At 65.6% G+C, this 26,472-nt stretch carries 28 protein-coding genes; 14 read left to right on the forward strand and 14 right to left on the reverse strand.

The genetic code is table 11. The features are described from left to right. Positions 1–158: 158 nt before the first annotated feature. Positions 159–401, reverse strand: coding sequence for a hypothetical protein (locus tag ACU0DV_RS02440; RefSeq protein WP_446243055.1), 243 nt, complete (start codon positions 399–401; stop codon positions 159–161). A 74-nt stretch (positions 402–475) separates the two neighbouring features. On the opposite strand from ACU0DV_RS02440, the gene ACU0DV_RS02445 reads away from it, so the two are divergent. The 3 genes from ACU0DV_RS02445 to ACU0DV_RS02455 all read left to right on the forward strand — a co-directional run bounded on the left by ACU0DV_RS02445 (position 476) and on the right by ACU0DV_RS02455 (position 1,782). Beyond that, positions 476–703, forward strand: a complete 228-nt coding sequence (locus tag ACU0DV_RS02445; RefSeq protein ID WP_446243054.1) for a helix-turn-helix domain-containing protein — start codon at positions 476–478, stop codon at positions 701–703. 348 nt (positions 704–1,051) lie between these two features. Continuing rightward, positions 1,052–1,582 carry a hypothetical protein gene (locus tag ACU0DV_RS02450; RefSeq protein ID WP_446243053.1) on the forward strand — a complete coding sequence of 177 codons (531 nt, stop codon included), beginning with the start codon at positions 1,052–1,054 and terminating at the stop codon, positions 1,580–1,582. Continuing rightward, positions 1,579–1,782 carry a hypothetical protein gene (locus tag ACU0DV_RS02455; protein WP_446243052.1) on the forward strand — a complete coding sequence of 68 codons (204 nt, stop codon included), beginning with the start codon at positions 1,579–1,581 and terminating at the stop codon, positions 1,780–1,782. Before ACU0DV_RS02450 ends, ACU0DV_RS02455 begins: the two co-directional genes overlap by 4 nt. A 216-nt stretch (positions 1,783–1,998) precedes the next feature. On the opposite strand, the gene ACU0DV_RS02460 is transcribed toward ACU0DV_RS02455, so the two are convergent. From ACU0DV_RS02460 to ACU0DV_RS02490, 7 genes are all read right to left on the reverse strand, one after another. Then, complete coding sequence (locus ACU0DV_RS02460) at positions 1,999–3,855, reverse strand: hypothetical protein (protein ID WP_446243051.1); 1,857 nt, start codon at positions 3,853–3,855, stop codon at positions 1,999–2,001. Continuing rightward, positions 3,852–4,046, reverse strand: a complete 195-nt coding sequence (locus tag ACU0DV_RS02465; protein ID WP_446243050.1) for a hypothetical protein — start codon at positions 4,044–4,046, stop codon at positions 3,852–3,854. Before ACU0DV_RS02465 ends, ACU0DV_RS02460 begins: the two co-directional genes overlap by 4 nt. Positions 4,047–4,072: 26 nt before the next feature. Next, on the reverse strand, positions 4,073–4,453 hold the full coding sequence (locus ACU0DV_RS02470) for a hypothetical protein (protein WP_446243049.1): 381 nt from the start codon (positions 4,451–4,453) through the stop codon (positions 4,073–4,075). Positions 4,454–4,662: 209 nt separating this feature from the next. After that, positions 4,663–5,805, reverse strand: a complete 1,143-nt coding sequence (locus tag ACU0DV_RS02475) for a phage major capsid protein (protein ID WP_446243048.1) — start codon at positions 5,803–5,805, stop codon at positions 4,663–4,665. Between the two features lie 4 nt (positions 5,806–5,809). After that, complete coding sequence (locus ACU0DV_RS02480; protein ID WP_446243047.1) at positions 5,810–6,445, reverse strand: HK97 family phage prohead protease; 636 nt, start codon at positions 6,443–6,445, stop codon at positions 5,810–5,812. A 641-nt stretch (positions 6,446–7,086) separates the two neighbouring features. Beyond that, positions 7,087–7,329: a hypothetical protein gene (locus ACU0DV_RS02485; protein WP_446243046.1), complete on the reverse strand. Its 243-nt coding sequence runs from the start codon at positions 7,327–7,329 to the stop codon at positions 7,087–7,089. Next, a complete protein-coding gene (locus tag ACU0DV_RS02490) occupies positions 7,326–7,901 on the reverse strand; it encodes a hypothetical protein (RefSeq protein WP_446243045.1) in 576 nt (191 codons plus the stop codon). The genes ACU0DV_RS02485 and ACU0DV_RS02490 overlap by 4 nt, the downstream gene beginning before the upstream one ends. On the opposite strand from ACU0DV_RS02490, the gene ACU0DV_RS02495 reads away from it, so the two are divergent. Both ACU0DV_RS02495 and ACU0DV_RS02500 read left to right on the forward strand, forming a co-directional pair. Continuing rightward, positions 7,849–9,957 (forward strand): 4Fe-4S binding protein, encoded by a 2,109-nt coding sequence (locus tag ACU0DV_RS02495; RefSeq protein WP_446243044.1) that lies wholly within the window; start codon positions 7,849–7,851, stop codon positions 9,955–9,957. The two genes, ACU0DV_RS02490 and ACU0DV_RS02495, sit on opposite strands and share 53 nt — an antisense overlap. Further along, positions 9,954–10,838, forward strand: coding sequence for an FAD:protein FMN transferase (locus ACU0DV_RS02500; RefSeq protein WP_446243043.1), 885 nt, complete (start codon positions 9,954–9,956; stop codon positions 10,836–10,838). The genes ACU0DV_RS02495 and ACU0DV_RS02500 overlap by 4 nt, the downstream gene beginning before the upstream one ends. 66 nt (positions 10,839–10,904) lie before the next feature. Here the strand turns inward: ACU0DV_RS02500 and ACU0DV_RS02505 are convergent, their stop codons facing one another. The 6 genes from ACU0DV_RS02505 to pedF all read right to left on the reverse strand — a co-directional run bounded on the left by ACU0DV_RS02505 (position 10,905) and on the right by pedF (position 17,075). After that, positions 10,905–11,696, reverse strand: coding sequence for an FAD binding domain-containing protein (locus ACU0DV_RS02505; RefSeq protein ID WP_446243042.1), 792 nt, complete (start codon positions 11,694–11,696; stop codon positions 10,905–10,907). Between the two features lie 101 nt (positions 11,697–11,797). Continuing rightward, positions 11,798–14,167, reverse strand: coding sequence for a xanthine dehydrogenase family protein molybdopterin-binding subunit (locus ACU0DV_RS02510; RefSeq protein ID WP_446243041.1), 2,370 nt, complete (start codon positions 14,165–14,167; stop codon positions 11,798–11,800). 89 nt (positions 14,168–14,256) lie between these two features. Then, entirely contained in the window at positions 14,257–14,742 is a 486-nt protein-coding gene (locus ACU0DV_RS02515; RefSeq protein ID WP_100930696.1) for a (2Fe-2S)-binding protein, read from the reverse strand. Between the two features lie 69 nt (positions 14,743–14,811). Next, entirely contained in the window at positions 14,812–15,333 is a 522-nt protein-coding gene (locus ACU0DV_RS02520) for a CoxG family protein (protein ID WP_446243040.1), read from the reverse strand. 73 nt (positions 15,334–15,406) lie between these two features. Beyond that, positions 15,407–16,363, reverse strand: a complete 957-nt coding sequence (locus ACU0DV_RS02525; protein ID WP_283983221.1) for a substrate-binding periplasmic protein — start codon at positions 16,361–16,363, stop codon at positions 15,407–15,409. 28 nt (positions 16,364–16,391) lie between these two features. Continuing rightward, complete coding sequence (gene pedF / locus ACU0DV_RS02530) at positions 16,392–17,075, reverse strand: cytochrome c-550 PedF (protein WP_100930698.1); 684 nt, start codon at positions 17,073–17,075, stop codon at positions 16,392–16,394. Positions 17,076–17,255: 180 nt separating this feature from the next. Here pedF and ACU0DV_RS02535 point away from each other — a divergent pair, with 180 nt between their 5' ends. The 9 genes from ACU0DV_RS02535 to ACU0DV_RS02575 all read left to right on the forward strand — a co-directional run bounded on the left by ACU0DV_RS02535 (position 17,256) and on the right by ACU0DV_RS02575 (position 26,433). Next, entirely contained in the window at positions 17,256–18,419 is a 1,164-nt protein-coding gene (locus ACU0DV_RS02535) for an ABC transporter substrate-binding protein (RefSeq protein ID WP_446243039.1), read from the forward strand. A 139-nt stretch (positions 18,420–18,558) separates the two neighbouring features. Continuing rightward, positions 18,559–19,521: a YVTN family beta-propeller repeat protein gene (locus ACU0DV_RS02540; RefSeq protein ID WP_446243038.1), complete on the forward strand. Its 963-nt coding sequence runs from the start codon at positions 18,559–18,561 to the stop codon at positions 19,519–19,521. Between the two features lie 238 nt (positions 19,522–19,759). Next, positions 19,760–20,470 (forward strand): ABC transporter ATP-binding protein, encoded by a 711-nt coding sequence (locus tag ACU0DV_RS02545; RefSeq protein WP_446243037.1) that lies wholly within the window; start codon positions 19,760–19,762, stop codon positions 20,468–20,470. Beyond that, positions 20,467–21,273 (forward strand): ABC transporter permease, encoded by an 807-nt coding sequence (locus ACU0DV_RS02550; protein ID WP_446243036.1) that lies wholly within the window; start codon positions 20,467–20,469, stop codon positions 21,271–21,273. Before ACU0DV_RS02545 ends, ACU0DV_RS02550 begins: the two co-directional genes overlap by 4 nt. Positions 21,274–21,294: 21 nt before the next feature. Then, on the forward strand, positions 21,295–21,822 hold the full coding sequence (locus ACU0DV_RS02555; RefSeq protein ID WP_370311734.1) for a tetratricopeptide repeat protein: 528 nt from the start codon (positions 21,295–21,297) through the stop codon (positions 21,820–21,822). Between the two features lie 131 nt (positions 21,823–21,953). Further along, positions 21,954–22,361: a c-type cytochrome gene (locus tag ACU0DV_RS02560; protein ID WP_370311735.1), complete on the forward strand. Its 408-nt coding sequence runs from the start codon at positions 21,954–21,956 to the stop codon at positions 22,359–22,361. A 203-nt stretch (positions 22,362–22,564) separates the two neighbouring features. Then, on the forward strand, positions 22,565–24,325 hold the full coding sequence (locus tag ACU0DV_RS02565; protein ID WP_100930705.1) for a PQQ-dependent methanol/ethanol family dehydrogenase: 1,761 nt from the start codon (positions 22,565–22,567) through the stop codon (positions 24,323–24,325). Positions 24,326–24,521: 196 nt separating this feature from the next. Further along, the gene (locus ACU0DV_RS02570; protein WP_446243035.1) at positions 24,522–25,283 is read left to right on the forward strand and encodes a DeoR/GlpR family DNA-binding transcription regulator; all 762 of its coding nucleotides are present in this window, start codon (positions 24,522–24,524) and stop codon (positions 25,281–25,283) included. Next, the gene (locus tag ACU0DV_RS02575; protein WP_446243034.1) at positions 25,276–26,433 is read left to right on the forward strand and encodes an MFS transporter; all 1,158 of its coding nucleotides are present in this window, start codon (positions 25,276–25,278) and stop codon (positions 26,431–26,433) included. The genes ACU0DV_RS02570 and ACU0DV_RS02575 overlap by 8 nt, the downstream gene beginning before the upstream one ends. The last annotated feature ends 39 nt before the right edge of the window (positions 26,434–26,472 follow it).

Consider the following 26,472-nt stretch of genomic DNA (forward strand, 5'->3'; position numbering starts at 1 on the left):
CGGCGCACTTCGCGCCGGCCTCATGCTCGGCCAGGATGCCGATGATCTGCTCGTCCGTGAATCTCGTTCGCTTCATTGTCCGTCCTCAGGTTGGGCCGGACTCTAATCGACGGTGGAGGAAAAATCCCGTGGCAGGTCACACAGTTTGTGATAGGGCGTCATTTCGTGGCCTCCACGTCCGGCAAATTCACCGAGTCCAGAGCTACATTCAAGTCATGGGCCATGCGACGGGCCGTCATGATCAGTGACGTGCACTCGTTTTTGCAGGCTCCTTCGTTGTCCAGGTACTCCAGAGCGGAGAGCATATCGTGCAGAATCATCACCTCCGTCTGCCTTGCTGCGATGTATCCGAGGATTTCAGGGCGGGCGGTATTGTTCCCGCTGGCGGGTTGATTGGTCATTGTCGTGTTCTCCGATTGTGGTATGATCCGTAGGGATCAATATGCACATTGATCCTTAGGGATCAAGGGTTGAGATGGACGGCAGACAAATACAGGCGGCTCGCGCCTTGCTTGGATGGTCGCAGGTTATGACGGCAGAGGCGGCGGGGGTATCTGTGCCAACTGTCAAGCGTGCGGAGGGTGCGGGCCAAACCAAGGCGTCCGATGCGGCCATTGCTGCGATCCGCCACGCCCTCGAAGCCGCCGGGGTCGAGTTCATCCCTGAGAACGGTGGCGGCGCAGGGGTAAGGCTGAGGAAGTGAAGTTGGTCTTACCAATTCGCGGATGGTGACGGAGGTTACACGGCGCGTTTCCAAGGGCGTCAAGTTGCTTGGGGAGCGAAGCGCCGTCAAGGGCCAGAAGGATCGCGCGGGAAGCTGAAGGTGGTTCTCAACTGGTGCCAGTTGGCGTCCAATCTGTAGACTCCGAATCAAAATCGTTGTACCAACTAAAGCGGGGCCCACTATACATAGCGGGCCCCGTAAAGATAATCGCTGTCGAGCAGCGACGTTATGCAAGATCATGTGTCCCACAAGAAGGACGATCAGTCAACGCTCGATCGGTGCTAGATCGGAACTCCGATAGATTCGGCGTGCGTTGGAGATGATGAATTGGGCAGTGAGGTCGCGAGAGCGAAAGCAAGGGCTGCAACCGCTTGGACGGATGCGGTGCAGTCCTCTTACAAAAACATGATGCCTCACATCAAGGCAAAGTACACTTTTAGGCTCTGGTCGAGGTCAGTCGAGGAAGACTTTATTTCTCAATGGGTTAACGAGGATCGGCATAGTGATGGAGGCTGGGACTGGGCAGAGATCGCCAGACGCCACCGCGAAGTTAAAGACAAGGTTGTTGCGCTGTATGTGAACGAGAGGTTGTCCGCCTTGTCGCTCATCAAGATGTCATCCAGTAGGGTATTGGTACGCTTCCTTGAAGGAGACCCGAGGCCAGATTGTCACATTAAGGGGAGCAGGGCCTTACTAATGCTTGATTTGGCTGCTACATATGGGCAACGTCTGGGTAGAAAAGAAATCCATCTTCAGCCTTTGAACGGAGATTTGGCGGAACTTTATCGCAGCAAGTTCGGTTTTGTTGATGGTACCGACGGAAGCGGTGAACCTGTTCTTAAGAGAGGCCTGTCATGACTTACTACATGGGTAAGGTTGTGAAATTTGGTAAGAGAATGGCTAGGATGCAGGCGAGGCCAGCATCTGAACCTGAAGTGCTGAAAGCACCTCCCCTACCGATGTTGGGACTGTACGCTCTTCTGACAGAAGAACAGAAACTTTCTGCTCTAAATTTTGAAGAACCGGAAAGCTTTGGTGGAGAGGTCGCCAAGTCTTAAGCCGCTGGCTTCTAATTTTCCCTCTACCGTTGCAAGATCGGCGCGCCCATCGCGTTGCGGACCACCAGCTTGGCCAGCATTTCAGCAACTGACTTGCGGGTAAAACTGATATCGCTACCGATGGGCGCCCACCTTTGGACGGCTCCACGTGTTTCAGCAGCTCCCCAGCCCTCCGCATTGCGCGCGAGGATGCGTTTTGCCACTTCTTCAAGCTGGTCAGGCCACGCCCACGAATTGCAGCCCTCGCGCGCCCGCCTCGTCCGTCAGTTGGTCGAACAGGGTTTGGAGTGCTGCGCCCGAGTAGAGCGCATTCGGGTCAATGGCCTGCATGGATACCTGGAGCGGCGCTTGGGGCTGCGCCGCATTGGCAGCGAATCCACCGCCGCCACCACCGAATGATCCGCCTCCGTCGCCGCCGCCGATCTGTTGCGCACGGATACCCGCGATCAGTGAGCCGGTTTTTGCGAGGGAGGCGGTCGAGAATGCCAAGGCCATACCCGGCCCGCCAATGTCCATGCCCTTGTCCCACGCGGCCACCGCCGCCGCGCCTCCATCAACTGCGGCCTTCGCAAGCGCCGCCGCCTTGCCGATGTTGAACAGCTTCTTGTTCTCGGACTGCATCAGCGAAGAAAGGTCGCCGAACATGCCAGACATGGCCTGCACCAGTGCGGCGCGCTCTGCATCCGCGATCTTCTTTTTCTTGTCGGAATATTCGGCCATGATCGCGGCCTCAGCTTCGCTGTATTCCTGTTCCGTCGCCAGTTTGGCATCGCGGAACTCGCGCAGCTTCTCCAACTCGTCTTTGCGCCACGCCTCTAGCTGTTCCGTCTGAGACGCGAGTTGATTGGCGAAGTCCTCGAAATCGTCGCGCGAAAGGGTTGCGCCCTTCTTGCCGCCCCCGCCGCCTTTTTTCTTGGAGCCGCCGCCACGCTCTGGGGGCGGCTTGTAAACATAACCCGGAGGGGTAGTCGGTGGAGGATCACCAAGAACGATTGAAGGTGAAGTGTCGTCCGTCCAGTTTCCGTCATCGTCCAGCGACAGATTAAGAACCTCGTCGTCACCGCCACCGCCACCGAACACCTCGGTAATGCTATTCATGGCGCGCCTAGCGCGTCGGAACGGGTTCATGCCGTCAAGCGCGGCGTTTTTTACGGCATCGAAGCCAGGGAACTCCGACGCCTTTGAAAGCGCGCTGTCGATCTGGGCCATAAAATCCTTAAGCGCCTTAATGGCCGGGGCAACAGCTTTTGCGAAACGTCCAAATTCCTCACCAAATCCAGTGATCGCCGGGATTGCGACATCCGAAACCCAACGGCCAAGGGTCAGGATTTCGTCGCTGTAGTCCAGAAGGGCGGAAAGCGCCTGCGTGCGGATCGTGCTGGAAAGCTCCTGAAACTTGCGATCCAGCTCCGCGCCCTTGCGGATCATGTCCTCCGAGAGAATGCGCCCGGTCTTCTCGGCTTGGTCGCCCAACTGGCGCATCGCCTGACCGTTATTCCGCAGAAGCGGGAGTAGGGCCGTCGCGTCGTTTGCCAGAGCCTCCATGTAGAAGGTCATCTGCTGCTGCGTGAGGCCCGCCTTTTCAAGCGAGGACACGTAGAGTTGCAAAGCCTCTGGACCGGAAAGCCGGGCGAACTGTTCAGCCGTCACTCCGACAGCCGGCGCGATGTTCTCGAAGAAGTCCTTGAGCGGCCCGGCACCGTTCGCCATGAAGTCGCCGAACTTGTCGTTCACGTCCTTGTAAACGTCGGCCATCTTCTCGGCGGAGAAGCCAACAGCCTCGCCCGCTACCGCCAGCTTTTGGAACTCGGTTGTTCCAATCCCGGCGACGTTTGAAAGGGTCTGGATCTCCTTGGCGGCCTGCGCGGCCTGCTGCGACATATGCAGAACGCCCGCGCCAACTGCAGCAACACTGGCCGCGACGATAGCGCCGACATTAGCGATCCGCGCCCCCATGGCGTCAAAGTCACGCTCGAACTTCTTGACGCTCTGCCCGCCTCTATGAAGGCCACGTTGCAGCGGGCCGATATCGGCAGAGACAGAGACAGCGATATCACCAACGGTGACCGTCATTTTCGGCGCTCCTTCTCGATGTGCTGGATCGCCTCAGTCGCGCAACGCACCATTTCCTCCGCCGTGTCTCGAAGGCCAATGAGCGCGATTATGGGGTCGCTGCCTGTCGCCCTGCATTGCTGCAGGGAAAAGTCCACAGCTTCTTGAGCGACGTTTGAGATTGCCGCTGCGATGTATGTCTCGTTGGCCATGCCGCCGGTCCTTCTTGGCTTGTGGGTCAGTTGATGAACTCGCCTGCGGGGTCTTCGTCATCATCTGCCAACGGCGACACCCTGCCTCGGTCAACCGGCGTGCCACCCATCGAACTGAGACAAAGGCGGAGCTGCGCGTGCAGGCTGATCGGTGCCTCCCGCCCCAGCTCGCGCAGCAGGCCCAAGAGGTGAACAGCACTTTCCACAAGGGAACGGTCGCACCGGCCAAGCCACGGAAAATCAGCCTTGAACTCGTCCCAGATCTCCCGCTGCGCATCCGTCAAACGTTGCGGTGCAGGCCCGAGCCCGGAAACCTCCGGCTCGCTTCGATCCTTGAAGCGGCCCGGGCTGCGTTCGTCTGCGCCGGTGATCTTGGCGACTGCCTTAGGTATCCTAGGTCGTGCCATGGTCAAACCTCCTGAATTGTGAATGCGGGAAAAAGGCTCCCCCCGCCGGTCCCTCGGCCAAAGGCTGTGGAGACTGCCCCGCCCCCCCCGTGGTTGATAGGTGGCGGCGGCGCTCTGGACGAGAAGCGCCGCCGCTTGGTCGAACCGGAACAAGTTCCGATCCGCTCGACACAGGCGGGAAAAAGGAAAAATCGCCTGCGCGGATTTCATCAGCTGCCCGCGAACTTGATCAGCTTGATTGCATTGCTGTCCGATACGGAACCGCCCACTCGCTTGGCCGCGTACAGCTTCACGAAGCCGGGGCGCGTCACCTCGTCCCGGATCATGGTCATCCCTGCACGGTCGGTGATGAGGTATCCCCGCGTGAAGTTGCCGAAGGCGATAGCGAGGGAGTTTGCGCCAATGTCGGGCATGTCCTCCGCAATCTCTACCGGATAGCCCAGCAGGCGCGCGGGCTGCCCCTCGGCCAGGCTGTCAGCCCACAGGCTGCGCCCGTCTGCGTCCTTCATCTTGCGCACCGCTGCGGCGGTTGTGCTGTTCATCATCCACACCGCGCCCGCCCGGTATCCGGGCTTGAGCGCCGCGATAGCGTCGTACAGCACGTTGTCCGGGTTGCTGCTCGCAAACGCACCGCTTGCCCCGGTCGGGATGTATTGCAGCACGCCAAAGTCGCGGGTTGCGTCTCCATCGGCCACAGGCGCATCACCCGCGAGGAAGCCGGTGGGCTTGTTCACCCCGTTGCCAGTTACGAAAGCCGCGCCTTCTTCCACCGCGAACTCAGTCACGATGTTCTCGATCAGCCAAGCCTCGATGTTGAAGGCCGCGTCTTCCAGCAGGTGCCGGGTCACGGTGCCGTAGGTGTAGATTTCGCCCATTGAGGGCCGAACCGCCGCCATCTGCGGGGTTGCCGTCTCGCTCCTGGTCCCGGTCTCGTTGGTCCATCCGGTGCCGGTGCCGCGTACACCGATCAACTTCACATAGTCGGGCGAGGAGGTCAAAACGACCTGTGACACGCGCCGCACGGGCGAGATGTTCGCAATCTGGTCAACGATCATTGCGTCAATTTGCTCCGGGACGGCGAAGCCGCCGGATGCCCCGATATTGCCCTGCAGCTGCTTGGTATCGACTGCCTCAAGGCCGTTGCCGGTGCGCATGAAATGGAGCATCTGCGCCTTGGCATCGCTGCGCGGGTCGTGCACGCGGCCCGGAACGCCGCCGCCAGGGCGATTGATAGCCGTTTCCATCCGTTCAATCCTGCTCTTGATCTCGGCCAGTTCGGCCAGTTTCTTGCCAAAGCCATCGGTAGCGGTCTTGATGCCTTCGACGGCAGTGATCAGTTCGTTGGTTTCCATCGGTTCAACCTTTCAGATTGCTTGCCGCGCGCGTCAGCAACGCCGCGATGTTCTTGGTTTCGGATTCTGTGAGTTCATCGCCGCGCAGGGCAGGCCATCCGCCCGATGCGATCTTCTCGGCAGCACGGTTTGGCAGTCCCGAAGATTTCAGGAGCCGTGCCACGTCCGCTTGGCAGGTGAGCCGCTTCACATCCGTAATGGTCGCCTGCTCATTCATCGGGAACGTGACGAGGGACACCTCCCAGAGCTCCGCCTCGGTGATGATCCGTGCCCCGTCAGTGCCGCGCTGCGTCATCTTGGTTCTGTAACCGATGGACAGGCCGTTGATCGCTCCAGCGCGTACAAGCGCCATGGCTTCCCGGCCCGCCTCGGTCTCGGTAATGACGCGCCCTTTGACCCTCAGGCCGCGCGTGTCTTCTGACACCTCGTCCCAAACGCCAATGGGCTTGTTGGGGTCGTGCTGCCAGAGCATCTTGACCGGTCGTCCTGCGGCAAGGCTTGCCCGGAATGCGCCCGCGGCGACGATATCCCCGCCTTGGTCCTTGTTGCCGAAAATCGCCCCGTAGCCAGAGATTGACCCTGTATCGGGATCTGGCGCGATCTTCGCGCAAAGGAATTTTGTTTCGTGTTGGTTGCTCATGAGAAGATCACCGAATTTGCGCGGTTGTCATGCCCTGGTCGGGCGTCCCTTTCCGCAGGCTCGGCCTTGCGGGCGGGTATCATTCGCGCTTCGGTGGGTTTCGCGTGATGCGCGGCATTCGCCTGCGCTGCGTCCCTTCGAGCAAGAAAGATCATATCAGATTTCCCTTACAAAGCAAACGTCTGCGTCCTCGTTTCGACAGATCGATGCCTCTTTTTTCACAAGGCACACGTCCGCCACCCGCTCCTTCCCCCCGTCATGCAGGGAAAGGCCCGTCGCTTCCTTTGCCGTATCCACGCGATGCCCTGTCTCGGGGGCCAGCCGCTTCCCCGCAGGATTTGAACCTGCCCCGGTGACAAGGCGTCCAGCACTAGGCGAGACGGGTTGCCCTTGCCCCAGTCCCCGGTCGCATTGACCGCCGGTGGGTATCGTAGTCGCGTTTCTGCCCTCCCCTAGACGGAGCCGGATGGAGAGCGGGTCGGGTGAGTCCCCGGCAAATAGCCACCTTTGGCACGGGAAGGCGGCAAACCGTGGCATGGTCTTTTTTGGCGTCATGCTCATTGCGTGACGTGACAGGAGAAAACCGCGCATAAACCTATAATGGTATGGCGCGGGGCCTCAGCACCGCACCATGCACACGGCTATTCCAGCACGTCGGTGTCGCCCCCTTCGTAGCCATGCACGAACAGGTCGGAGACCAAGCGGCGCATCATGGACAGTTGCTTCGTGGAAGGCTTCCAGCCGCGCCGCCTGGACTGGCGGACGATGGATTGCGCAAAGCTGCGCGGCCATTGGTTCTCCGATTTCTCGGCAATGGTCGGCATGTGGAAGAGAAGACGCTCAAGTTCGTCAGCAGGCGCGAAGGCAGGGCAGTGGTAGGTCATTGCGCTACCTCCGCCTGGACGGGGCCGAAGACAGCCAGAGACGCCACCTGATAGGCGGTTTCTTGGCTGCTCATGCTGCGCAGGGCCGCGTAGGCGATGCCTGCCTTCTGATCTTCGTCCAAACGGGCCGAGAAGATCGTGACCAGCCCAGCCGCGCGCTCTGCGCTGATGCCTACGACAAGCGCCTTGGCAATGGCTCGGGCCGCTTTGACGATTGCAACGCGGGTGCCTTTCGGGGTATTCTTCCGGGGAAGCTGACCTGCTTCGTAAGCCTTTGAAACCTCGGTCGCGCCCGCCAGCGCACCGGGGTTTTTCCTTGCCTTACCAGTGGGTTTCAGGTTCGCCGCAGAATGAATTTCGCCAATGGTTTCAATACTCGATTTTTGGCGGTTCACCTTGCTAAGCGATTGGAGAGAATAGGAACTGGCAATCCTGCCGGGCCTACCAGACATTCCCCTGCCAAAGCCCCCCACCAAGGTCGAATTCCGCACGTCCCTTGCCGCGCCTAACGTGCCGCCCATGGGAGGACGTTTCATCATCGCCGCCGCGCTCTGGCTTGCCAGCGCGGTCATCGCTCTGGCCGAGGTTCTCTCGCCCGAGGAACTCGCCACGCATATCCGTGCGCCCATGTCGATGGGTGCGCAGATCTCCGACAACGGCGTCTATGAGCTGCTGAATTCCGGCGGCGCGCAGGCGGGCTATGTCTTCCAGACGGAACCGATGGCCCCCCTGCCCGGCTTCTCCGGCGCGCCGATCAACGCGCTCGTGGTGCTGGATCTCGAGGGCCGTTTTCTCGACGTGCAACTCCTGACCCACAACGAGCCGATCTTCGTCTCCGGCCTGGGCGAGGCGCCGTTCCACGCCTTCATGGAGCAGTACCGCGGCCATTCCATTTCCGACAGCCTCGTGGTCGGCACGCCTTACGGCGGCGCGTCTGACGGCAGCGGTCTGGTCTACCTCGACGGGGTGACGAAGGCGACCGCATCGGTCCGCATCGCGCACGAATCGATCCTTGCCGCCGCGCTGCAGGTCGCACGCGAGAAGATGGGCGGCATCAGTTCCGGGCCGCCCGCCTATCCCAACCCCGACATAGACGAGGACCTGACGTGGGACTCGCTGAACGAAAACGGGCTTCTGACGCACAAAACCCTGACCAACGGGGAAATCGAGGCATTGTTCGAGGGCACGCTCTGGGCCAACGACGATCCCGAAGCCAGCGCCGATCCCGACGCGCCCTACCTCGATCTCTGGATCGCCGATCTGGGTCCGCGTTCCATCGCCCGCGCGCTCTTGTCCGAGGGCACGCTGCGCGAGCTCGACCGCTTCCGCGAGATATCCACCTTCGACGAACCGATCCTGGTGGTCGAGACCGCGCGCCACGGCCTCGTCTCGCCCGACTTCGTCCGCAACACCGCGCCCGACTGGCTGGGCGCGGACCAGAACGGCTTCCCCGTGGCCTTGCGCGACGCCGACCTCTTCGTACAGCTGTCGGATCAGGTGCCCGAGGCGCTGCACGACGGCACCGCGATGATCCTGCGCACCGACCGACGGCTCGGCTTCAACCCGGCCGCGCCGTGGACCTTTACGGTGCAGGCCATCCGCGAGCATGGCGTCTTCCAGCCGCAGGTCGGCTCCGTCACGATCGAGGCGCAGGTCACAACCGATGAGCGGTTCTTTGTCCGTCCCGGCCAGACGCGGCGCCTGTCCCCCTTCGAAGAGGCGATCCGCAACCGCGCCGACGACCTGATGGTTCTGGCGGCTTTCCTGGCGCTCCTCCTGCCCGTCCTGTTCTTCGCGCAAAGCCGCCTCGCCGGGCTGCGTGTCTTCACACCCGTCCGGCTGACCATCCTCGCCTTCGTCACGGGATTCATCGGCTGGTGGGGACAGGGGCAGCTCTCCATCGTGACGCCGCTTGCCACGTTGCAGGCGGCGCTCTCCACCCGGCATTTCGCCTTCCTGCTCTACGACCCCTTCTCGCTGATGATCTGGGGGGCGGTGATCCTCGGATTCCTCCTCTGGGGCCGTGGGCTCTTCTGCGGCTGGCTCTGCCCCTTCGGTGCATTGCAGGAGTTCGCGCATCATATCGGGCGTTTCCTGCATCTTCCGCGCCTGGAACCGTCGCGCACATGGGACCACCGGCTGAAGAAACTGAAATACGTGGCGTTGGCCGGGCTCGTCGCCGTGACCGTGATCGTCCCCGGCCACATGGACAAGGCGGCCGAGATCGAGCCCTTCAAGACCGCCATCACCACCTTCTTCCTGCGTGAATGGTATTACGTTGCCTACGCCGCCTTCTGGCTGTTCCTCGCACTCTTCACTTTCAAGGGGTTCTGCCGTTACCTCTGCCCGCTCGGCGCGCTCATGGCGATTGGTGGCACCCTGCGCCTGCGCCGCTGGATTCCGCGCCGGGTCGAATGCGGCTCTCCCTGCCAGCTCTGCACCGTGAAATGCAATTACGGCGCCATCCGAAAGACCGGCGCCATCCAGTATGACGAGTGTTTCCAGTGCCTCGACTGCGTGACGATCCACGACGATGCGCGACAATGCGTTCCGCTGATCCTGAAGGCCCGTTCCACCAAGCGCCCGCCGCGCGTCACCGGACATCCCAACGAGGTGCCCGCCGAATGACCCTGCCCCTTCTCAGCCGCCGCCGCGTCCTCACCCTCGCCGCTGCCTTCGCCTGCGCGCCGCGCCACGCCTTCGCCTCCACATGGCAGGGCCGCGCCCTCGGAGCCGAGGTTTCCGTCACCCTGACCGGCCCGCGCACGGAGACACAGGCGGCCCTGGCCGACCTCCCCGCGCAACTCGACGAGATCGAAAGCCTCTTCAGCCTCTACCGCCCGAATTCGGCCCTCTTCCGCCTGAACGGAGGCGGGTTTCTTGCACCCAACGCCCGTTTCGATGCGCTGATTGACGCCTGCGACAGGGCGCATACGCTGACGGACGGCCTCTTCGATCCGACGGTGCAACCGCTCTGGCAGGCCCTGGCCCAAGGCCGCGAAACCGCGCCCGCCCGCGCCCTCCTCGGCTGGCACCGAGTGCGCCGCACGGCACAGGGCACCTGTCTGGACCCGGGTCAGCAACTCACCCTGAACGGCATCGCCCAAGGCTTCGCCACCGACCTGATCCGCGCCTCCCTCGCCGGGCGCGGCTTCACAAAAGCGCTGATCGACATCGGCGAACAGGCGGCCATCGGTGGACCCTTCCGGCTCTCCCTCGAAGATCCGGACCACGGATCTCTGGGTCACCTGACGCTCGAAAACGCCGCCCGCGCCACCTCCAGCCCCGGCGCCCTGCGCCTCGGTGCCAACGCGCACATCCTCGGGCCGCAGGGGCAAGACCCCCTCTGGTCCACCGTCAGCATCGAGGCCCGCGATGCCACGACCGCCGATGCGCTCTCCACCGCGGCGGTCTTCATGGATGTCCCGCGCCTCGAAAAGCTCAGGACCGACGCCGACCTCCTCCGCATCACGCTGGTGGACAGGGACGGCAACCTCCGCACGCTCTGAACCCCACTAAAAAAGAAAACTCCCGGCCGCAGGACCGGGAGCTTCCAGAACTCGAACCCGATAGGATCAGCCGTTGGCCTTGGCCACCGCCCGCTTCGTCAGGGTCTTCACCAGGCTCGCACGATAGGCACCGCTGCCGTGCAGGTCAGAGATCATCCCTTCGCCCGACGGCGCCGACAGCCCCTCGACCGCGCTGGCCGAAAAGTCGCCCGACAGCGCCTCTTCCGCCTCGCTCCAGCGGAACACGCCTTCCTCGGAGGCCCCGGTCACGGCCACCCGCACCCCATCCGCGCCCTTGGATACGAAGACGCCGACCAGCGCGAACCTCGACGCGGGCTGCTGGAACTTGATGTAGGCCGCCTTCTCCGGGATCGGGAACTTCACCGCGGTGACGAGCTCGCCCTCCTCGAGGGCCGTGGTGAACATGCCCTGGAAATAGTCGTCGGCCGCGATCTCGCGGGTGTTGGTGACGATCGTCGCCCCCGACCCCAGCGCCGCCGCCGGATAGCAGGCCGAGGGATCGTTGTTGGCCAGAGACCCGCCGATGGTGCCGCGGTTGCGCACCGCCGGGTCACCGATCTGGCCGGCCAGCGACGCCAGCGCCGGATAGGCCCCGGCCTCTGCCGCCACCGTCGCATGGGTGGTGCCGCCGCCGACGGTCAGCACGCCGCCGTCCGACGACACGCCCTTCAGCTCGTCGATGGCCGACAGGCTCACCAGCACGGACGGCATCGCCAGCCGCTGCTTCAGTGTCGGGATCAGCGTCTGGCCGCCGGACAGCGGCTGCGCGTCCTCCTGCCCCAGCGCCGACACGGCATCGGCCACGGACGTCGGCCGAACGATATCGAATGAATACATCTTGTTTCCTCCTCTGCCGCTCATGAAGGCCATCCACCTTCATCTTGGCAAAAATACCTTCGGGGGGTCCGGGGGGCAGACAGCCCCCCGGCGCTCTCCATTCAGCCGTTGATCGCGGCCCAGACGCGGCCCGGCGACACCGGCATGTCGATGTGCTCCACCTTGTGGCCACCCGACTGCAGCGCGTCGATCACCGCGTTCACCACCGTCGGCGGAGAGCCGATGGCCCCGGCCTCGCCGCAGCCCTTCACGCCCAGCGGGTTGTGGGTGCAGGGCGTCTGGCAGGAGTGGTCCACGAGATAGCTGTCGAGCATCGGCAGGTTGTCGGCGCGCGGCATCGCGTAGTCCATGTAGGACGCGCTCAGCAGCTGGCCGTTCTCGTCGTAGGCGCAGTTCTCAAGCAGCGCCTGCCCGATGCCCTGCGCGATCCCGCCGTGCACCTGGCCCTCGACGATCATCGGGTTGATGACGTTGCCGAAGTCGTCCGCGGACACGAACTTCTCGATGGTGACCAGTCCGGTTTCCGGATCGACCTCCACCTCGCAGGCATAGGCGCCCGCGGGATAGGTGAAGTTCGACGGGTCGTAGAAGGCCGTCTCCTCGAGACCCGGCTCGATGTCCTCGAGCGGGTAGTTGTGCGGCACGTAGGCGGCGAGCGTCACATCCCCCCAGGCGACCGACTTGTCGGTGCCCGCGACCGAGAACTGACCGTCCTTCAGCTCGATGTCCGCCTCGGCGGCCTCCAGCAGGTGGGCGGCGATCTTCTTGGCCTTGTTGATGATCTTCTCGGTGGCGCGGACCATGGCGGATCCGCAGACCGCGATGGAGCGCGAGCCGTAGGTGCCCATGCCGAACGGGATCTTGGCGGAGTCGCCGTGCACGATGTCGATCATGTTCTCGTCGATGCCCAGCATCTCGGCGACGACCTGCGGGAAGGCGGTCTCGTGCCCCTGCCCGTGGCTGTGCGCGCCCACCAGCACCGAGATGGTGCCCGTTGCGTTCACCCGCACGGTGGCAGCGTCGTACAGACCGGCACGAGCGCCGAGCTGCCCCACGAGGTTCGACGGCGCGATGCCGCAGGCCTCGATGAAGCAGTTGACGCCCAGACCGCGCAGCTTGCCCTTCGCTTCGCTTTCCTTGCGGCGCGACTCGAAGTTGCCGAGGTCCATCAGCTCTTCCATCTTGTCCATCGTCGCGACGTAGTCGCCGGTGTCATAGACCACGGCCACCGGCGTCTGGTACGGGAACTCGGTGATGAAGTTCTGACGGCGGAGCGCGATGGGATCGACGCCCAGCTCGCGCGCGGCCTTGTCGATGATCCGCTCCAGCTGGTAGGTTGCCTCCGGGCGGCCCGCGCCGCGGTAGGCGTCGACCGGCACGGTGTTGGTGAAGACCGCCTTCACGTTCACCAGCACGTGCGGCGTCTTGTAGTTGCCCGCCATCAGCGTGCCGTGCAGCCATGTCGGGACCGACGACGAGAAGGTCGACAGGTACGCGCCCATGTTGGCCATCGTGTTGGTGCGCACGGCGGTGAAGTTGTTGTCCGCATCCAGCGCCAGTTCGATGGTCGTGACGTGGTCGCGGCCATGGGCGTCGGACATGAACGCCTCGGAGCGCGAGGAGGTCCACTTCACCGCGCGGTTCAGCTGCCGCGAGGCGAAGGTGACAAAGGCCTCTTCGGCGTAGTGGAAGATCTTCGTGCCGAAGCCGCCGCCCACGTCGGGCGCCACGACGCGCAGCTTGTGCTCCGGGATGCCGAGGACGAAGGCGCCCATCAGCAGGCGGATCACGTGCGGGTTCTGCGAGGTGGTGTAGAGCGTGGATTCGTCGTTGGCGCGGTTGTACTCGCCCACGGCCACGCGCGGCTCCATCGGGTTGGCGACGAGGCGGTTGTTGGTCAGCTCCAGCGTCGTCACATGCGCGGCGCTGTCGAAGGCCGCCTGCGTCTCTGCCGGGTCGGAGCCGAACTGCCAGTCGTAGCAGAGGTTGTCCGACAGCTCGTCGTGCACCTTGGCGGAACCGGACTCCAGCGCGGCCGCCATGTTCACCACGGCGGGCAGTTCCTCGATGTCGAGCTCGATGGCCTCGGCGGCGGTGCGCGCCTCCTCCAGCGTGTCCGCCACGACCGCGGCGATCGGGTCACCGACGTGACGGACCTTGCCCTGCGCCAGCACCGGGTGCGGCGGCTCCTTCATCACTTCGCCGTGCTTGTCGGTCACCTGCCAGCCGCAGGGCAGACCGCCGACGCCCTCGAAGTCGGCACCGGTGAAGATGCGGACGACGCCGGGCATGCCGGCGGCGGCCTCGGTGTTGATCGAATTGATCTTCCCGTGGGCCACGTCGGAACGCAGGAAATAGACATACGCCTGGTTGTAGACGTTGATATCGTCGGTGTACTGACCGGCTCCGGTCAGGAAGCGCACGTCCTCGCGCCGCTTCTGGCTTGCGCCGATGCCATGATCCTTCGGCATTTATTCCTCCCTGGGAATGGTGCGTGAAATCACGCACCCTACGGAAATTGTTCAGGTGCAGGGTGCGTGTTCACACGCACCTTCCGAAATCACTCGGCGGCGACCGCGGGCACGTCCTGCCCGGAGGCCGCGAGGATGGCGCGGACGATGTTGTGGTAGCCGGTGCAGCGGCAGATGTTGCCCTCGAGGTGGTGACGCACCTCGGCCTCGGTCGGCTTCGGGTTGTCCTTCAGCAGCGCAGCCGCAGCCATCACCATGCCCGGCGTGCAGAAACCGCACTGCAGCCCGTGGTAGTCCTGGAACGCCTGCTGGATCGTGTTCAGCGTCCCGTCCGGGGCCGCCTGCCCCTCGATCGTGCCGACCTCGGCGCCGTCGGCTTCGGCGGCGAACATGGTGCAGGCCTTCACCTGCAGCCCGTTGACGTGGATCGTGCAGGCGCCGCATTGCGAGGTGTCGCAGCCCACGTGGGTCCCGGTCAGGCGCAGCTCCTCACGCAGGAACTCCGTCATGAGCGTGTTGCCCTTGACCGACTTGGTGACGGACTTGCCGTTCACCTTCATCGTCACTTCAACCATCGTTTCCCTCCCTGGAAAATCGTTTGTCACAGAATGCACCCACCCCGGAGTGCGGATTTGATCGGCGGATCAGTTGGACACCATCCGCTTGAACCAGCCCTTCTTCTTGCCGTCGTCGGCCTCCGTCTCGGGCGCGGCGTCGGGATCGGAGGGGCCTTCGACCGCCTCCTGGAAGTTGGAGAAGAACTGGTCGGCCATCTTCTTGGCGAAACCGTCGATGATCCGGCTGCCAAGCTGCGCGAGCTTGCCGCCGACGCTGGCGTCCACGTCGTAGGTCAGAAGCGTGCCGTCCTCGGCCTCTTCCAGCTTCACCACGGCGCTGCCCTTGGCAAAGCCCGCTGCACCACCCTTGCCTTCACCCACCAGCTTGACGGTGTTCGGCGCATCCATGTCCTCGAGGTTCACCTGTCCCTTGAAGGTCGCCTTCACGGGGCCGACCTTCTGGACCACGGTCGCCTCGAACCCCTCCTCGGCAGAGCCGGACATCTCGGTGCAGCCGGGCACGCAGGCCTTCAGCACCTCGGGGTTCAGGATCGCTTCCCAGACCACCTCGCGGGGGGCCTTGATCGTACGGGAATCGCTCATTTGCATGGGTTTGTCCTCTCTCTCCGGCGCCAGCCTAGGCGCGCAGCGCCCGTCGGGCATATTAGACCAATTGATAACATCACCATTCCGGTGGATTGTGCGTCAGTCCGTATCTTTCGAAGATCCCCGCGATCCGGCCGTCGGCCATCGCCGCAGAGATCGCGTCCTCGACTTCGTATCCCAGTGGCCGCCACGCGAAATGCACCGCCGTTCCGATTGGCCAGTGCGCCTTTGCCAGCCCCGCCAGCGGCGGCTCGTGGATCGCCACGCCCTCACCCCGGAAAAACTCGAGCTGGGCCAGCGGCCCCATCGCCGCCATCGTCTCCCCCGCGTTCAGCGCCGCCATCGCCGCCTCCATCGTGGGATACCGTCGCACGCCTGCCGCCGTCTGGCCACCCGCGAAACTCGTCAGGTAGAAGTCCGAGATCGAATCGTTCTCCACCGCGACCGTGTCGAAGCGGAAGTAGGCCGGGACCGGCCCGCCGTCGGGATACTCCGCCGCGCGGTAGGCAATGGCGATGTGTTCCTCCTGGTACTGGCCGGGAAAGACCACCTGCTCCACCCGGCAGCGGAAGGCCGAGTCGTAGGGCACGCGCATCATCACGTTCGACACCGCCCCGCCGACGATGCCGCCCTGCCAGACGTTGTGCCGCAGATCGGCGTCGAGGTTCTCTCCAGCGGCGACGAAGCGGATCACCGGCGTCACGCCGATGAACTCCGCCACCAGCTTTGCCACGTCGACATCGATGCCCTTCGCCTCGCCCTTCTCTTCCCAGGAATAAGGCGCATGATCCTCGTAGACCGCAAAGGTCATCGAGCCCCGCTCGCGGATCGTGTCGAGGTCCTGGCCGACGATGTCGCGGCCTGCGTTCTGCGGCTTGGGCTGCGGCACGTAGTCGGCGCAGGGATCGGCGGCGCGGGCCACGGTGGTGCCGGCGGCCAGCAGCGCGCCGGCCACCACACCCGGTACCAGGGCGGGCAAAAGGGCGCGCAGCCCCCTGCCGACGGTGTTCAGAACACCCGCATGTCGAACCATGCCACTCCTCCCCGAAGGCCGTTCGCGCTCAGTGTGCAGCCGACAGCCCGATGGTCAAGGCCTCTGCCGCGTGGCGATAGCCCTCCTCGGTCCCGTCGATGAAGGCCGCCGCCCGGCTGGCGGCACTGTCGGCCACCGGCGCGCCGGACATGGTCTCGATCCCGGCGGCGATCTCGGTCAGCTCCGCCTTGATCGCCTCGCCGTCCGCATCGCCAGATCCGGTCGACAGCGCGTCCAGCTGGTCGCGCAGGCCCTTCAGCTCGTCGGCCACCCCGGCCATGGAATCGTCGTCGGGGCGGGTCTCCACGTAGGTGCGGATCGCCCATGCCGCCTCCTGCCCCAGAAGCTCGCCGAAGGCCGGCATCTTGGTGGTGCCGTTCTGGGTGTAGCCGTGGCGGAAGCGCTCGATGAACCACTCGTCGCCGTACTCCTCCGCCTCCAGGAAGCGCAGGTCGGGCGCCAGCCCGCCCGAGATCACCTCGAGCCCGTGGCAGCGCGCACAGTTCTGGTTGTAGCCGGAGGCGCCGATCTTCACCGCCTTGTCCCAGACTTCCTCTCCCGCAGCCTCCGCACGGTAGGGGTTCTCTGTCAGCCACTCCTCGCCGACCTCCGGCAGGCCGGTGGTGTCCACCGCCTGCGGCGCCACGTCGCCATGGGCCAGAGCCAGAACCGGCAGCACACTCACAAGGGCCGTCATCGCAAAGGTCTTCATCGTTTCCTCCTCCCGTCCGGGGTGATCTCATCGCGTCTGCCGATGGTGATAAGCCAGCGCCGCGCCGCCGCACCATTGGACTTTCGTGGCGCGACGGGCGGCCCCGCAAGACCTTGGTCGTATTGAGGGCGCGGCCCGCAACCCCGATCCTTTCCGGGTGAGCGGCTGAGGGAGGACAGGATGCGCACGATCCTAGCGGCGGCGGCAGCCGTGCTGCTGTCGGCAAGCCCGATCTGGGCGGCAGAGATCCGCGTTGCTTGGCTCCGGCAGGAGGTCGAGCTGCCCCCGACCCTGTCGAACCTCGACCCCGTGCCCGACGACCTCGGCATCGCAGGCGCGCGCCTGGGGATCGCCGACAACGCCACCACCGGCACCTTCATGGGCCAGACCTGGACGCTGACCGAGCATTCGGTGGCGCCGGACGGCGACTTCGCCGGCGCGGTGGAGGCGGCTCTGGCCGAAACCGACCTCCTCGTGATCGACGCCCCCGCCGACACGCTCCTGCAGGCCGCCGACATGCCCGACACCGCGGGTGCGCTCCTCTTCAACACCGCCGCGCCCGAAACCGCGCTGCGCGGCGCCGACTGCCGCGCCAACGTGCTGCACGCCCTGCCCTCGCGCGCCATGCTGACCGACGCGCTCATGCAGTTCTTCGTGATGCGACGCTGGACCGCGCTGGTGATGATCGAGGGCCCGAAACCCGGCGACAAGGCGCTGGCAGAAAGCTACCGCGCCTCGGCAAAGAAGTTCGGCCTCTCGATCCGCCGCACCGCCGAATGGACCTTCGACGCCGACCTGCGCCGCAGCGCCGCCGCCGAGGTGCCGCTGCTGACCCAGCAACTGGGCAAGTACGACGTGCTGATCGCCGCGGACGAAACGAACGATTTCGCCCGCTACATCCCCTACAACACCTGGATGCCGCGCCCGGTCGCGGGCAGCGAGGGGCTGATGCCCGCCGCCTGGTCGCCTGCGGTCGAGCAATGGGGCGCGGCCCAGCTCCAGTCACGTTTCACCAGGGCCACGGGGCGCGAGATGCTGCCCCGCGACTATGCCGCCTGGGCCGCGGTCCGCGCCATCGGCGAGGCGGTCACCCGCTCCGGCGCGACCGCCGCGCCGGACCTCAGGGCCTACATGCTGGGCGACGCCTTCGAACTCGGCGGCTTCAAGGGCCGGCCGCTGACCTTCCGGCCGTGGAACGGCCAGCTGCGCCAGTCCATCCCGCTCACCCACCGCGGCGCACTGGTCGCCGACGCCCCGCTCGAAGGGTTCCTGCACCCGGTCTCGGAACTCGACACGCTGGGCCTCGACGCCCCCGAAAGCGGCTGCACCGCCTTCGCCGGCTGACCCGCCGCGACACACTCGCCATCCCGGCCCGGACCCTGACCTTCATCTTGGCCCAAATACCTGAAATGCCACGCCCCCGCCGGGGCGCACGCCACCGGCAAGGGCACCCGGCCCCCGCAGACACCGCAAGGACACGACCATGAAATACACACCGCTCCTCGCAGCCCTCCTGCTGTCCCACGCCGCCACGGCGGACGAGATCTGGGTGACGAACGAGAAGGACAACACCGTGTCGGTGATCGATATCGGGACGATGGAAGTCACCCGCACAATCCCGACCGGAGAGCGCCCGCGCGGCATCACCTTCAGCCACGACTATTCCGTGGTCTACATCTGCGCCTCGGACAGCGACGCGGTGCAGGTCATGGACCCGGTCTCGGGCGAGATCCTGCACGACCTGCCCTCGGGCGAGGACCCGGAACAGTTCGTCCTGCACCCCGACAACCGCCACCTCTACATCGCCAACGAGGACGACGCGATCACCACGGTCGTCGATACCGAAACCCGCACTGTCGTGGCCCAGATCAATGTCGGCATCGAGCCCGAGGGCATGGCCGTCTCGCCCGACGGCAAGATCGCCATCACCACCTCCGAGACGACGAACATGGCGCACTGGATCGACACGGAGACGCAGGAACTCTTTGCCAACACACTGGTCGATTCCCGGCCGCGGCACGCGGAATTCGTCAAGGACGGGACCGAGCTCTGGGTCAGCGCCGAGATCGGCGGCACCGTGTCGGTCTTCGACGTGGCGACGCAGACCGAGAAGGCCAAGTTCGGCTTCGAGATCAAGGGTGTGCACCCCGACAAGGTCCAGCCCGTGGGCTTCGAGCTGACCGCCGACGACAGCCACGCCTTCGTGGCGCTGGGACCGTCGAACCACCTCTCCGTGGTGAACGCCGAGACCTACGAGGTCGAGGACTATATCCTCGTCGGCCGCCGGGTTTGGCACATGGCGTTCAACGCGGACAAGTCGCTGCTGTTCACCACCAACGGCGTCTCGGGCGACGTGACGGTGGTCGACGTGGCGGAGCGCAAGGCGCTGAAGACCATCAAGGTGGGCCGCTTCCCCTGGGGCGCGGCCTTCCGGCCCACGGAGTGAAGCCTGCGGCGGAAGGTTGCGCCGGACTGCCGTCCGTCGCCCCGGCGCGGGCGCTGCCCGCGCCCGCGATTGCTGCCAGACTGGCCGGTGCGGCAGACGGACGGGGCGGAGGGGGCGCTGCCCCCGCGCCTTCGGCGCTCCCCCGAGGTATTTTTGCCAAGATGAAGGCAGGGATGCGTCGGAGTGATACGAGGGTCGCGCTTGCAACCCGGTGCATGACGCTATCATTCTGCCCATCATGTTGACCGTTTCCGATCTTTCCTTCTCCTACGGTGCGAAACAGGCGCTCGACGCCGTGAGTTTCTCGGCCGAACCGGGGCGGTTCACCGCCCTCCTCGGCCCGAATGGCGCGGGCAAGTCGACGCTCTTTGCGCTGATGACCCGGCTCTTCACCTCCCCGAGCGGGCGGATCTCCGTCGCGGGGCACGACATGGCGGCGGCGCCGCGCGCGGCACTGGCCAAGATGGGCGTGGTGTTCCAGCAGCCGACGCTCGACCTCGACCTGACGGTGCGGCAGAACCTTGCGTATTTCGCGGCGCTGCACGGGCTTTCGGGCAAGGACGCCGACGGGCGGATCTCGGCGGCGCTCGACCGGCTCTCGATGCTGGAACGCGCGGGCGAGCGGGTGCGCGCGCTGAATGGCGGCCACCGGCGGCGGACGGAGATCGCCCGCGCGCTTGTGCACGATCCCGCCGTGCTGCTCTGCGACGAGCCCACCGTCGGTCTGGACGCGCAGGCGCGCTCGGCCATCACCGATCACGTGCATGACCTGGCAGCGGACGGGCTGACCGTGCTCTGGGCCACCCATCTCACCGACGAGGTGCGGCCCTCCGACGACGTGATCCTGCTGCACCGCGGCCAGATCCGCGCGCGCGGCCGGGCCGACGAGCTGACTGCTGGCGCGTCGCTGAAGGACTGGTTCCTGAACGCCACCGGGGTGGAGGCATGAGCGCTTCGTCCCGCATCCCGCTCTGGCCCGCCTTCCGCGCCATCGCCGCGCGCGAGCTTCTGCGGTTCGTGCACCAGAGAGAGCGGTTCCTGGCCGCCCTCGTGCGTCCGCTTGTCTGGCTCTTGGTGTTTGCCGCGGGCTTCCGCGCGGCGCTGGGGCTGTCGATCATCCCGCCCTACCAGACCTACATCACCTACGAGACCTACATCGTGCCCGGCCTTTGCGGGATGATCCTGCTGTTCAACGGGATGCAATCGTCGCTGAGCCTTGTCTACGACCGCGAGATGGGGTCCATGCGGCTTTTGCTGACTGCGCCCCTGCCGCGATGGTATCTCCTGTTTTCAAAGCTTTGCGGGGCGACCTTCATCGGCATCCTGCAGTGTTACGCCTTCCTGGCCATCGCAGCGCTCTTCGGGATCGACCATCCGCCACTGGGTTATGTGACCATCCTTCCGGCGCTCGTGCTGGCCGGGCTGATGCTGGGGTCGCTCGGGCTGGCGCTCTCGTCCTTCATCAAGCAGCTCGAGAACTTCGCGGGCGTGATGAACTTCGTCATCTTCCCGATGTTCTTCCTGAGCTCCGCGCTCTATCCCCTTTGGAAGATGCAGGAATCCTCGGAAATCCTCTACTGGATCTGCCGCCTGAACCCCTTCACCCACGCTGTCGAACTGATCCGCTTCGCGCTGCATGTCGATTTCTCGCCATGGGCGCTCCTGTGGACGCTGGTCGCCACCGCCGTCTTCACCGTGCTCGCGCTCTGGGGGTACGACCCGGCGCGCGGGCTGATCCGACGCAAGTCCTGACCCCTTCGAGGAGACCCAGACATGATCCGCGCCACCGCCCTTGCCCTCCTGCTTGCCACGCCCGCGCTGGCAGACGAATACGGCACGCTGAACCCCGACGAGATGACATGGGGCAGCATGCTGGAGCGCGCCGAACGCGGCGAGACGGGCATGGTGCTCTGTGCCTCGGGCTACATGCTGACGAAGTCCGGCAAACACGCGGCGGCGCGCGCGCTGTTCGAGAACTGCGCCAACCAGGGCTGGACCGGGGCGATGACCTGGATGAGCCAGCTCGACAACAACGGGCTGGGCGGCGAATACAACCCGGATGCGGCCGCCGAATGGGACCGGCGCGCGGCCGAGGCCGGCGATCCGGTGGGCCAGTTCAACCACGGGCTCGACCTGCTCCGCGGCCATGGCATCGCGCGGGACGAGGCGCGCGGCCGGGCGCTGGTCGACATGGCGGCGGCGCAGGGACTGGATGTGGCACAGCGGCTGGCGGCGGCGGATTACGACCCGGCCGAGGTCACGCCGGACGCCGACGACTGGAAATACGCGCCCGCCTTCTGATCGCGGCCCCGGCGCGCAAAAGGTCGTACGACCAAAGCACGAGACGCCGCACCCCTTCCGGTTGACGTGCATCAAGTCCGGCCCTCAGGCGCGGCCCTACCCTGTCTCCGAACCGTGCAAAGGAGACCGACATGGCCCGCATTCTACCCACCCTCGCCCTGCTGCTCGCAGCCGCCCCCGCCTGCGCCGACACCTTCGAGGAGGTGAAGGTCACGGCGGGCAAGACGCTTTTCGACGCGGAATGCCGCCGCTGCCACGCCCCCAACGCCACCGACCCGTCCTATGGTCCGCCGCTCGAGAACGTGCTGCACCGCGCTGCCGGAAGTGTCGAGAATTACGACTATTCCATTGCGCTCGAGGCCTCCGGCATCGTCTGGACGCCCGCCGCGCTGCGCGCCTGGATGGAGGACAACGACGGCTTCATGCCCGGCACCAAGATGCGCCACGTCGGCATCGAGGACCGCACCGTGCAGGACTTCATCCTCGCCTATCTCGCTTCGATCAGCCCGCAGGACAACACCGCCATCGACGGCGAGTGACCGCGCCCGGCCACAGCACCGGAAGATGGGCCGCGGCGAATCCGGAGGCCGCCGCGGCCCGCCTGTCAAGACGCCGATGGTCGTACGACTTTGGCCGTCTATCGGCCCGGACTCCGATTTCTATACTTCGATCCAGACGGCGCAGAGGCCACCCGCCAGGCGCCGGGGGAACGACCATCTAAACCGTTCATGGGAGGAGACTGATGAACAAGTTCGTCGCCGCCGTCACCCTGTCCCTGCTCGCCATCGGTGCGCAGGCCGAGGTGACCGAAGACATGCTGGCCAACGACCAGACGATGACCAACCAGGTTGTCACCAATGGCATGGGCCGGGATCTGCAGCGCTATTCGCCGCTGGACACCCTCAACAAGGACAACGTCAAGAACCTCGTCCCCGCATGGGCGTTCAGCCTCGGCGGTGAAAAGCAGCGCGGGCAGGAAACCCAGCCGCTGGTCTATGACGGCGTGATGTACATCACCGGCTCCTACTCCCGGATGTATGCCATCGACCTCGAAACCGGCAAGGAGCTCTGGCAGTACGACGCACGTCTGCCCGAAGGCATCCTGCCCTGCTGCGACGTCATCAACCGCGGTGCGGCGATGCACGGCGACAAGGTGATCTTCGGCACGCTCGACGCCCGTCTCGTGGCGCTGGACGCCAAGACCGGCGACGTGGTCTGGAACAAGAAGATCGCCGACTACAAGGCCGGCTACTCCTACACCGCCGCCCCGCTGATCGTGGGCGACCTCGTGGTGACCGGCAACTCCGGCGGCGAATTCGGCATCGTCGGCGAAGTGCAGGCGCGCAACGTCGACACCGGCGAGCTCGTCTGGACCCGCCCGGTGATCGAAGGCCACATGGGCACGCTCAACGGCCAGGAATCCACCATGACCGGCACGCTGAACGCGACCTGGCCGGGCGACATGTGGAAGACCGGCGGCGGCGCGACCTGGCTGGGCGGGTCGTACGACGCACGCACCGACACGCTGATCTTCGGCGCGGGCAACCCGGCGCCCTGGAACTCCTGGCTGCGCGACGCGGGCGAGAAGAACGACGGCTCGGGCGACAACCTCTATGCCGCCTCGCGGATCGGCATCGACCCGGCGACCGGCGACATCAAGTGGCACTTCCAGACCACGCCGCGCGAAGGCTGGGACTATGACGGCGTGAACGAGGTGGTCGCCTACAACGACCGCGAGGGCAACCAGCGTCTCGCCACCGCCGACCGCAACGGCTTCTTCTACGTGCTGAACGCCGAGGACGGCGGCTTCGTCTCGGCCAATCCCTTCGTCAAGGACATCACCTGGGCCGAGGGCATCGACGAGAACGGCCGCCCGATCTTCAACGAGGCCAACCGCCCGGGCAACCCGGCGGCGGCGGCGGATGGCGCCAAGGGCGAAGTCGTCTTCTCCTCGCCGTCCTTCCTCGGCGGCAAGAACTGGATGCCCATGGCGTTCAGCCAGAAGACCGGCAACTTCTACGTGCCCTCGAACGAATGGGGCATGGACATCTGGAACGAGCCGATCACCTACAAGAAGGGCGCCGCCTACCTCGGCTCCGGCTTCACCATCAAGCCGAACTACGAGGACCACATCGGCAGCCTCAAGGCGATCGACCCGGACACCGGTGAATGGGTCTGGGAATACAAGAACGACGCGCCGCTCTGGGGTGGCGTGATGACCACTGCCGGCGGCCTCGTGTTCTTCGGCACGCCCGAGGGCAGGTTCCTCGCGCTCGACGACGAGACCGGCGAAGAGTTGTGGTCCTTCCAGACCGGCTCCGGCATCGTCGGCCAGCCGATCACCTGGGAACAGGACGGCGAACAGTACGTCTCCGTCGTGTCCGGCTGGGGTGGTGCGGTTCCGCTCTGGGGCGGCGAAGTCGCCAAGAAGGTGAACTACCTCAACCAGGGTGGCATGGTCTGGACGTTCCGCCTGCCGAAGGAACTGGCGTCGGCCGAGTAACCTCCTCCCTGCTCAAGGCTGACAGGCGCCCGGGGTCCCCGCGACCCCGGGCGTTTTCCGTTGCCGGGCCGGCTTGACGGCAGGCCACCGTGACCTGCACAGGGACGCCATGGCACCGATCCGCCGGACGCCCGAAACTCGTATTGCAAAATGTCGCAACTTGCTGCAACTTTCCGCAAAACACGGAATCGCAGCCATGACCTTCCTTCCCAACAGCCCGGAGGCGCGGCAGGACGCCCTGCGCCTGCGCCTCGACCGCGGTCTGCCGCTGAACCTCGCCGCGCTGGCCGAGGAATTCGGCGTCTCCACCGACAGCATCCGCCGCGACCTGAAGGCGCTGGAGGCACAGGGCCACGCCCGCTGCATCCGCGGCGGCGCGCTGCCCGTCACCCGGCCCGCCGCCCACACGCTCGACCGGCTGGGCCAGAGCAGCGCAGAGCAGGCGGCGCTGGCCGCCACCGCCCTGCCGCTGATCGAAAACGGCATGGTGCTGATGATGGACGGCGGCACGTCGGTGCTGGCGCTGGCGCAGGGGCTGCCGCACCTGCCCGACTGCCTCGTGGTGACACCGGCGCCCGCCGTGGCGCTGGCGACGCTGGCCGCGGGCATCCCCACGCACCTCGTGGGCGGACGTCTTTCGGGCTTCGGCGCCGTCGCCGTGGGCCATGAAACGGTGACCGCGCTCGACGGCATCGCCGCCGACCTCGCCTTCATCGGGGTCTGCGGGCTCGAGGCGGGCTTCGGCCTCTCCGCCGACGATCCCGACGAGTCGCACGTCAAGCGGGCGATGATCGCCTCCGCCCACCGCGCCGTTGTGCTGACCGGCGCCGCAAAGCTGGGTTTGCGGGCGCGCCACCGCGTCGCCCCTTGCACCGCCCTCGACCTTCTGATCACCGATGCCACAACCGACCTGACCGCCCCGCTTGCCGCTTCCGGGCTGGAGATCCGCCATGTCTAAGTCCTTCCCCTCGCCCCGCCTCGCCGTCAGTGCGGCCTTCGCCCTGAACGGCATCCTGCTGGGCGCATGGGCCTCGCGCGTGCCCGCCGTGGTCGACCGCTTCGACCTGTCCGAAGGCACGCTGGGCCTCCTTCTGCTGGTCATGGGGATCGGCGCGCTCGTGTCCTTCCCGCTGGCCGGACGGCTGGCCGACCGGCTCGGCGCCTTCCCGGTGACCAAGGTGCTGGCGGGCGTCTACCTCGTCTCCATCGTCGCCATCGGGCTTGCCCCCGACACGACCGTGCTGGCCATGGCGCTCTTCCTCTTCGGGGTGGGCCACGGCGCCATGGACGTGACGATGAACAGCTGGGCCGCCGAGGTGGAGCGTCACTCCGGCCGGTCCATCATGTCCTCCTTCCACGCGATGTGGAGCCTTGGCGCTGGCCTCGGCGCCGCGGGCGGCTGGCTGGCCTCCCGCCAGGCGCTGCCCATCGACGCGCATTTCGCCGTGACGGCTCTTGTCGCGCTGGTGATCTTCGGCCCGCTCATGCACACCCGCTGGACCTCGGCCCGGACCGCGCCGCAGGCCAAGGGCCCGGTCTTTGCCCTGCCGCGCGGTGCACTGGTGCTGGTCGGGCTGATCGCCATGGGCGCGGGCCTGGGCGAAGGCGCCGCCGCGGACTGGAGCGCGGTCTTCCTCGCCGACGTGATCCAGGCCACGCCCTCGCAGGCGGCGCTGGGATACGCGGTCTTTTCCGTCACCATGGTGGCGATGCGGCTGAACGTCGACCGCCTGATCACCCGCTTCGGCGCGGTCACCGTCGCCCGGTTCAGCGGGCTAACCGCCGCCGCGGGCTACCTGCTGGCCACCGCCTTCGCCACGCTGCCAACGGCGCTCGCCGGCTTCGTGCTGATGGGCCTGGGCTACGCCGCGGTGATCCCGCTGGCCTTCAGCCGCGCCGCCGCCGATCCGGAGGTCCCGCCCGGACAGGCCATCGCCTCCGTCGCGACGCTGGGCTACGGCGCGATGCTCATGGGGCCGCCGACCATCGGCTTCGTGGCCGAGGCCACGTCGCTCCGGGCGTCCTTCCTCATGGTCGGTTGCGTCGCCCTGATGATCGCAGCCCTGGCCCCGGTGCTGGGCCGCGCCACCCGCCGCGCCACGGCCTGAGGGGGGCCAAGATTTTTCGACGAAAAATCTTCCCCGCCC

This window comes from Sagittula sp. (assembly GCF_052825245.1).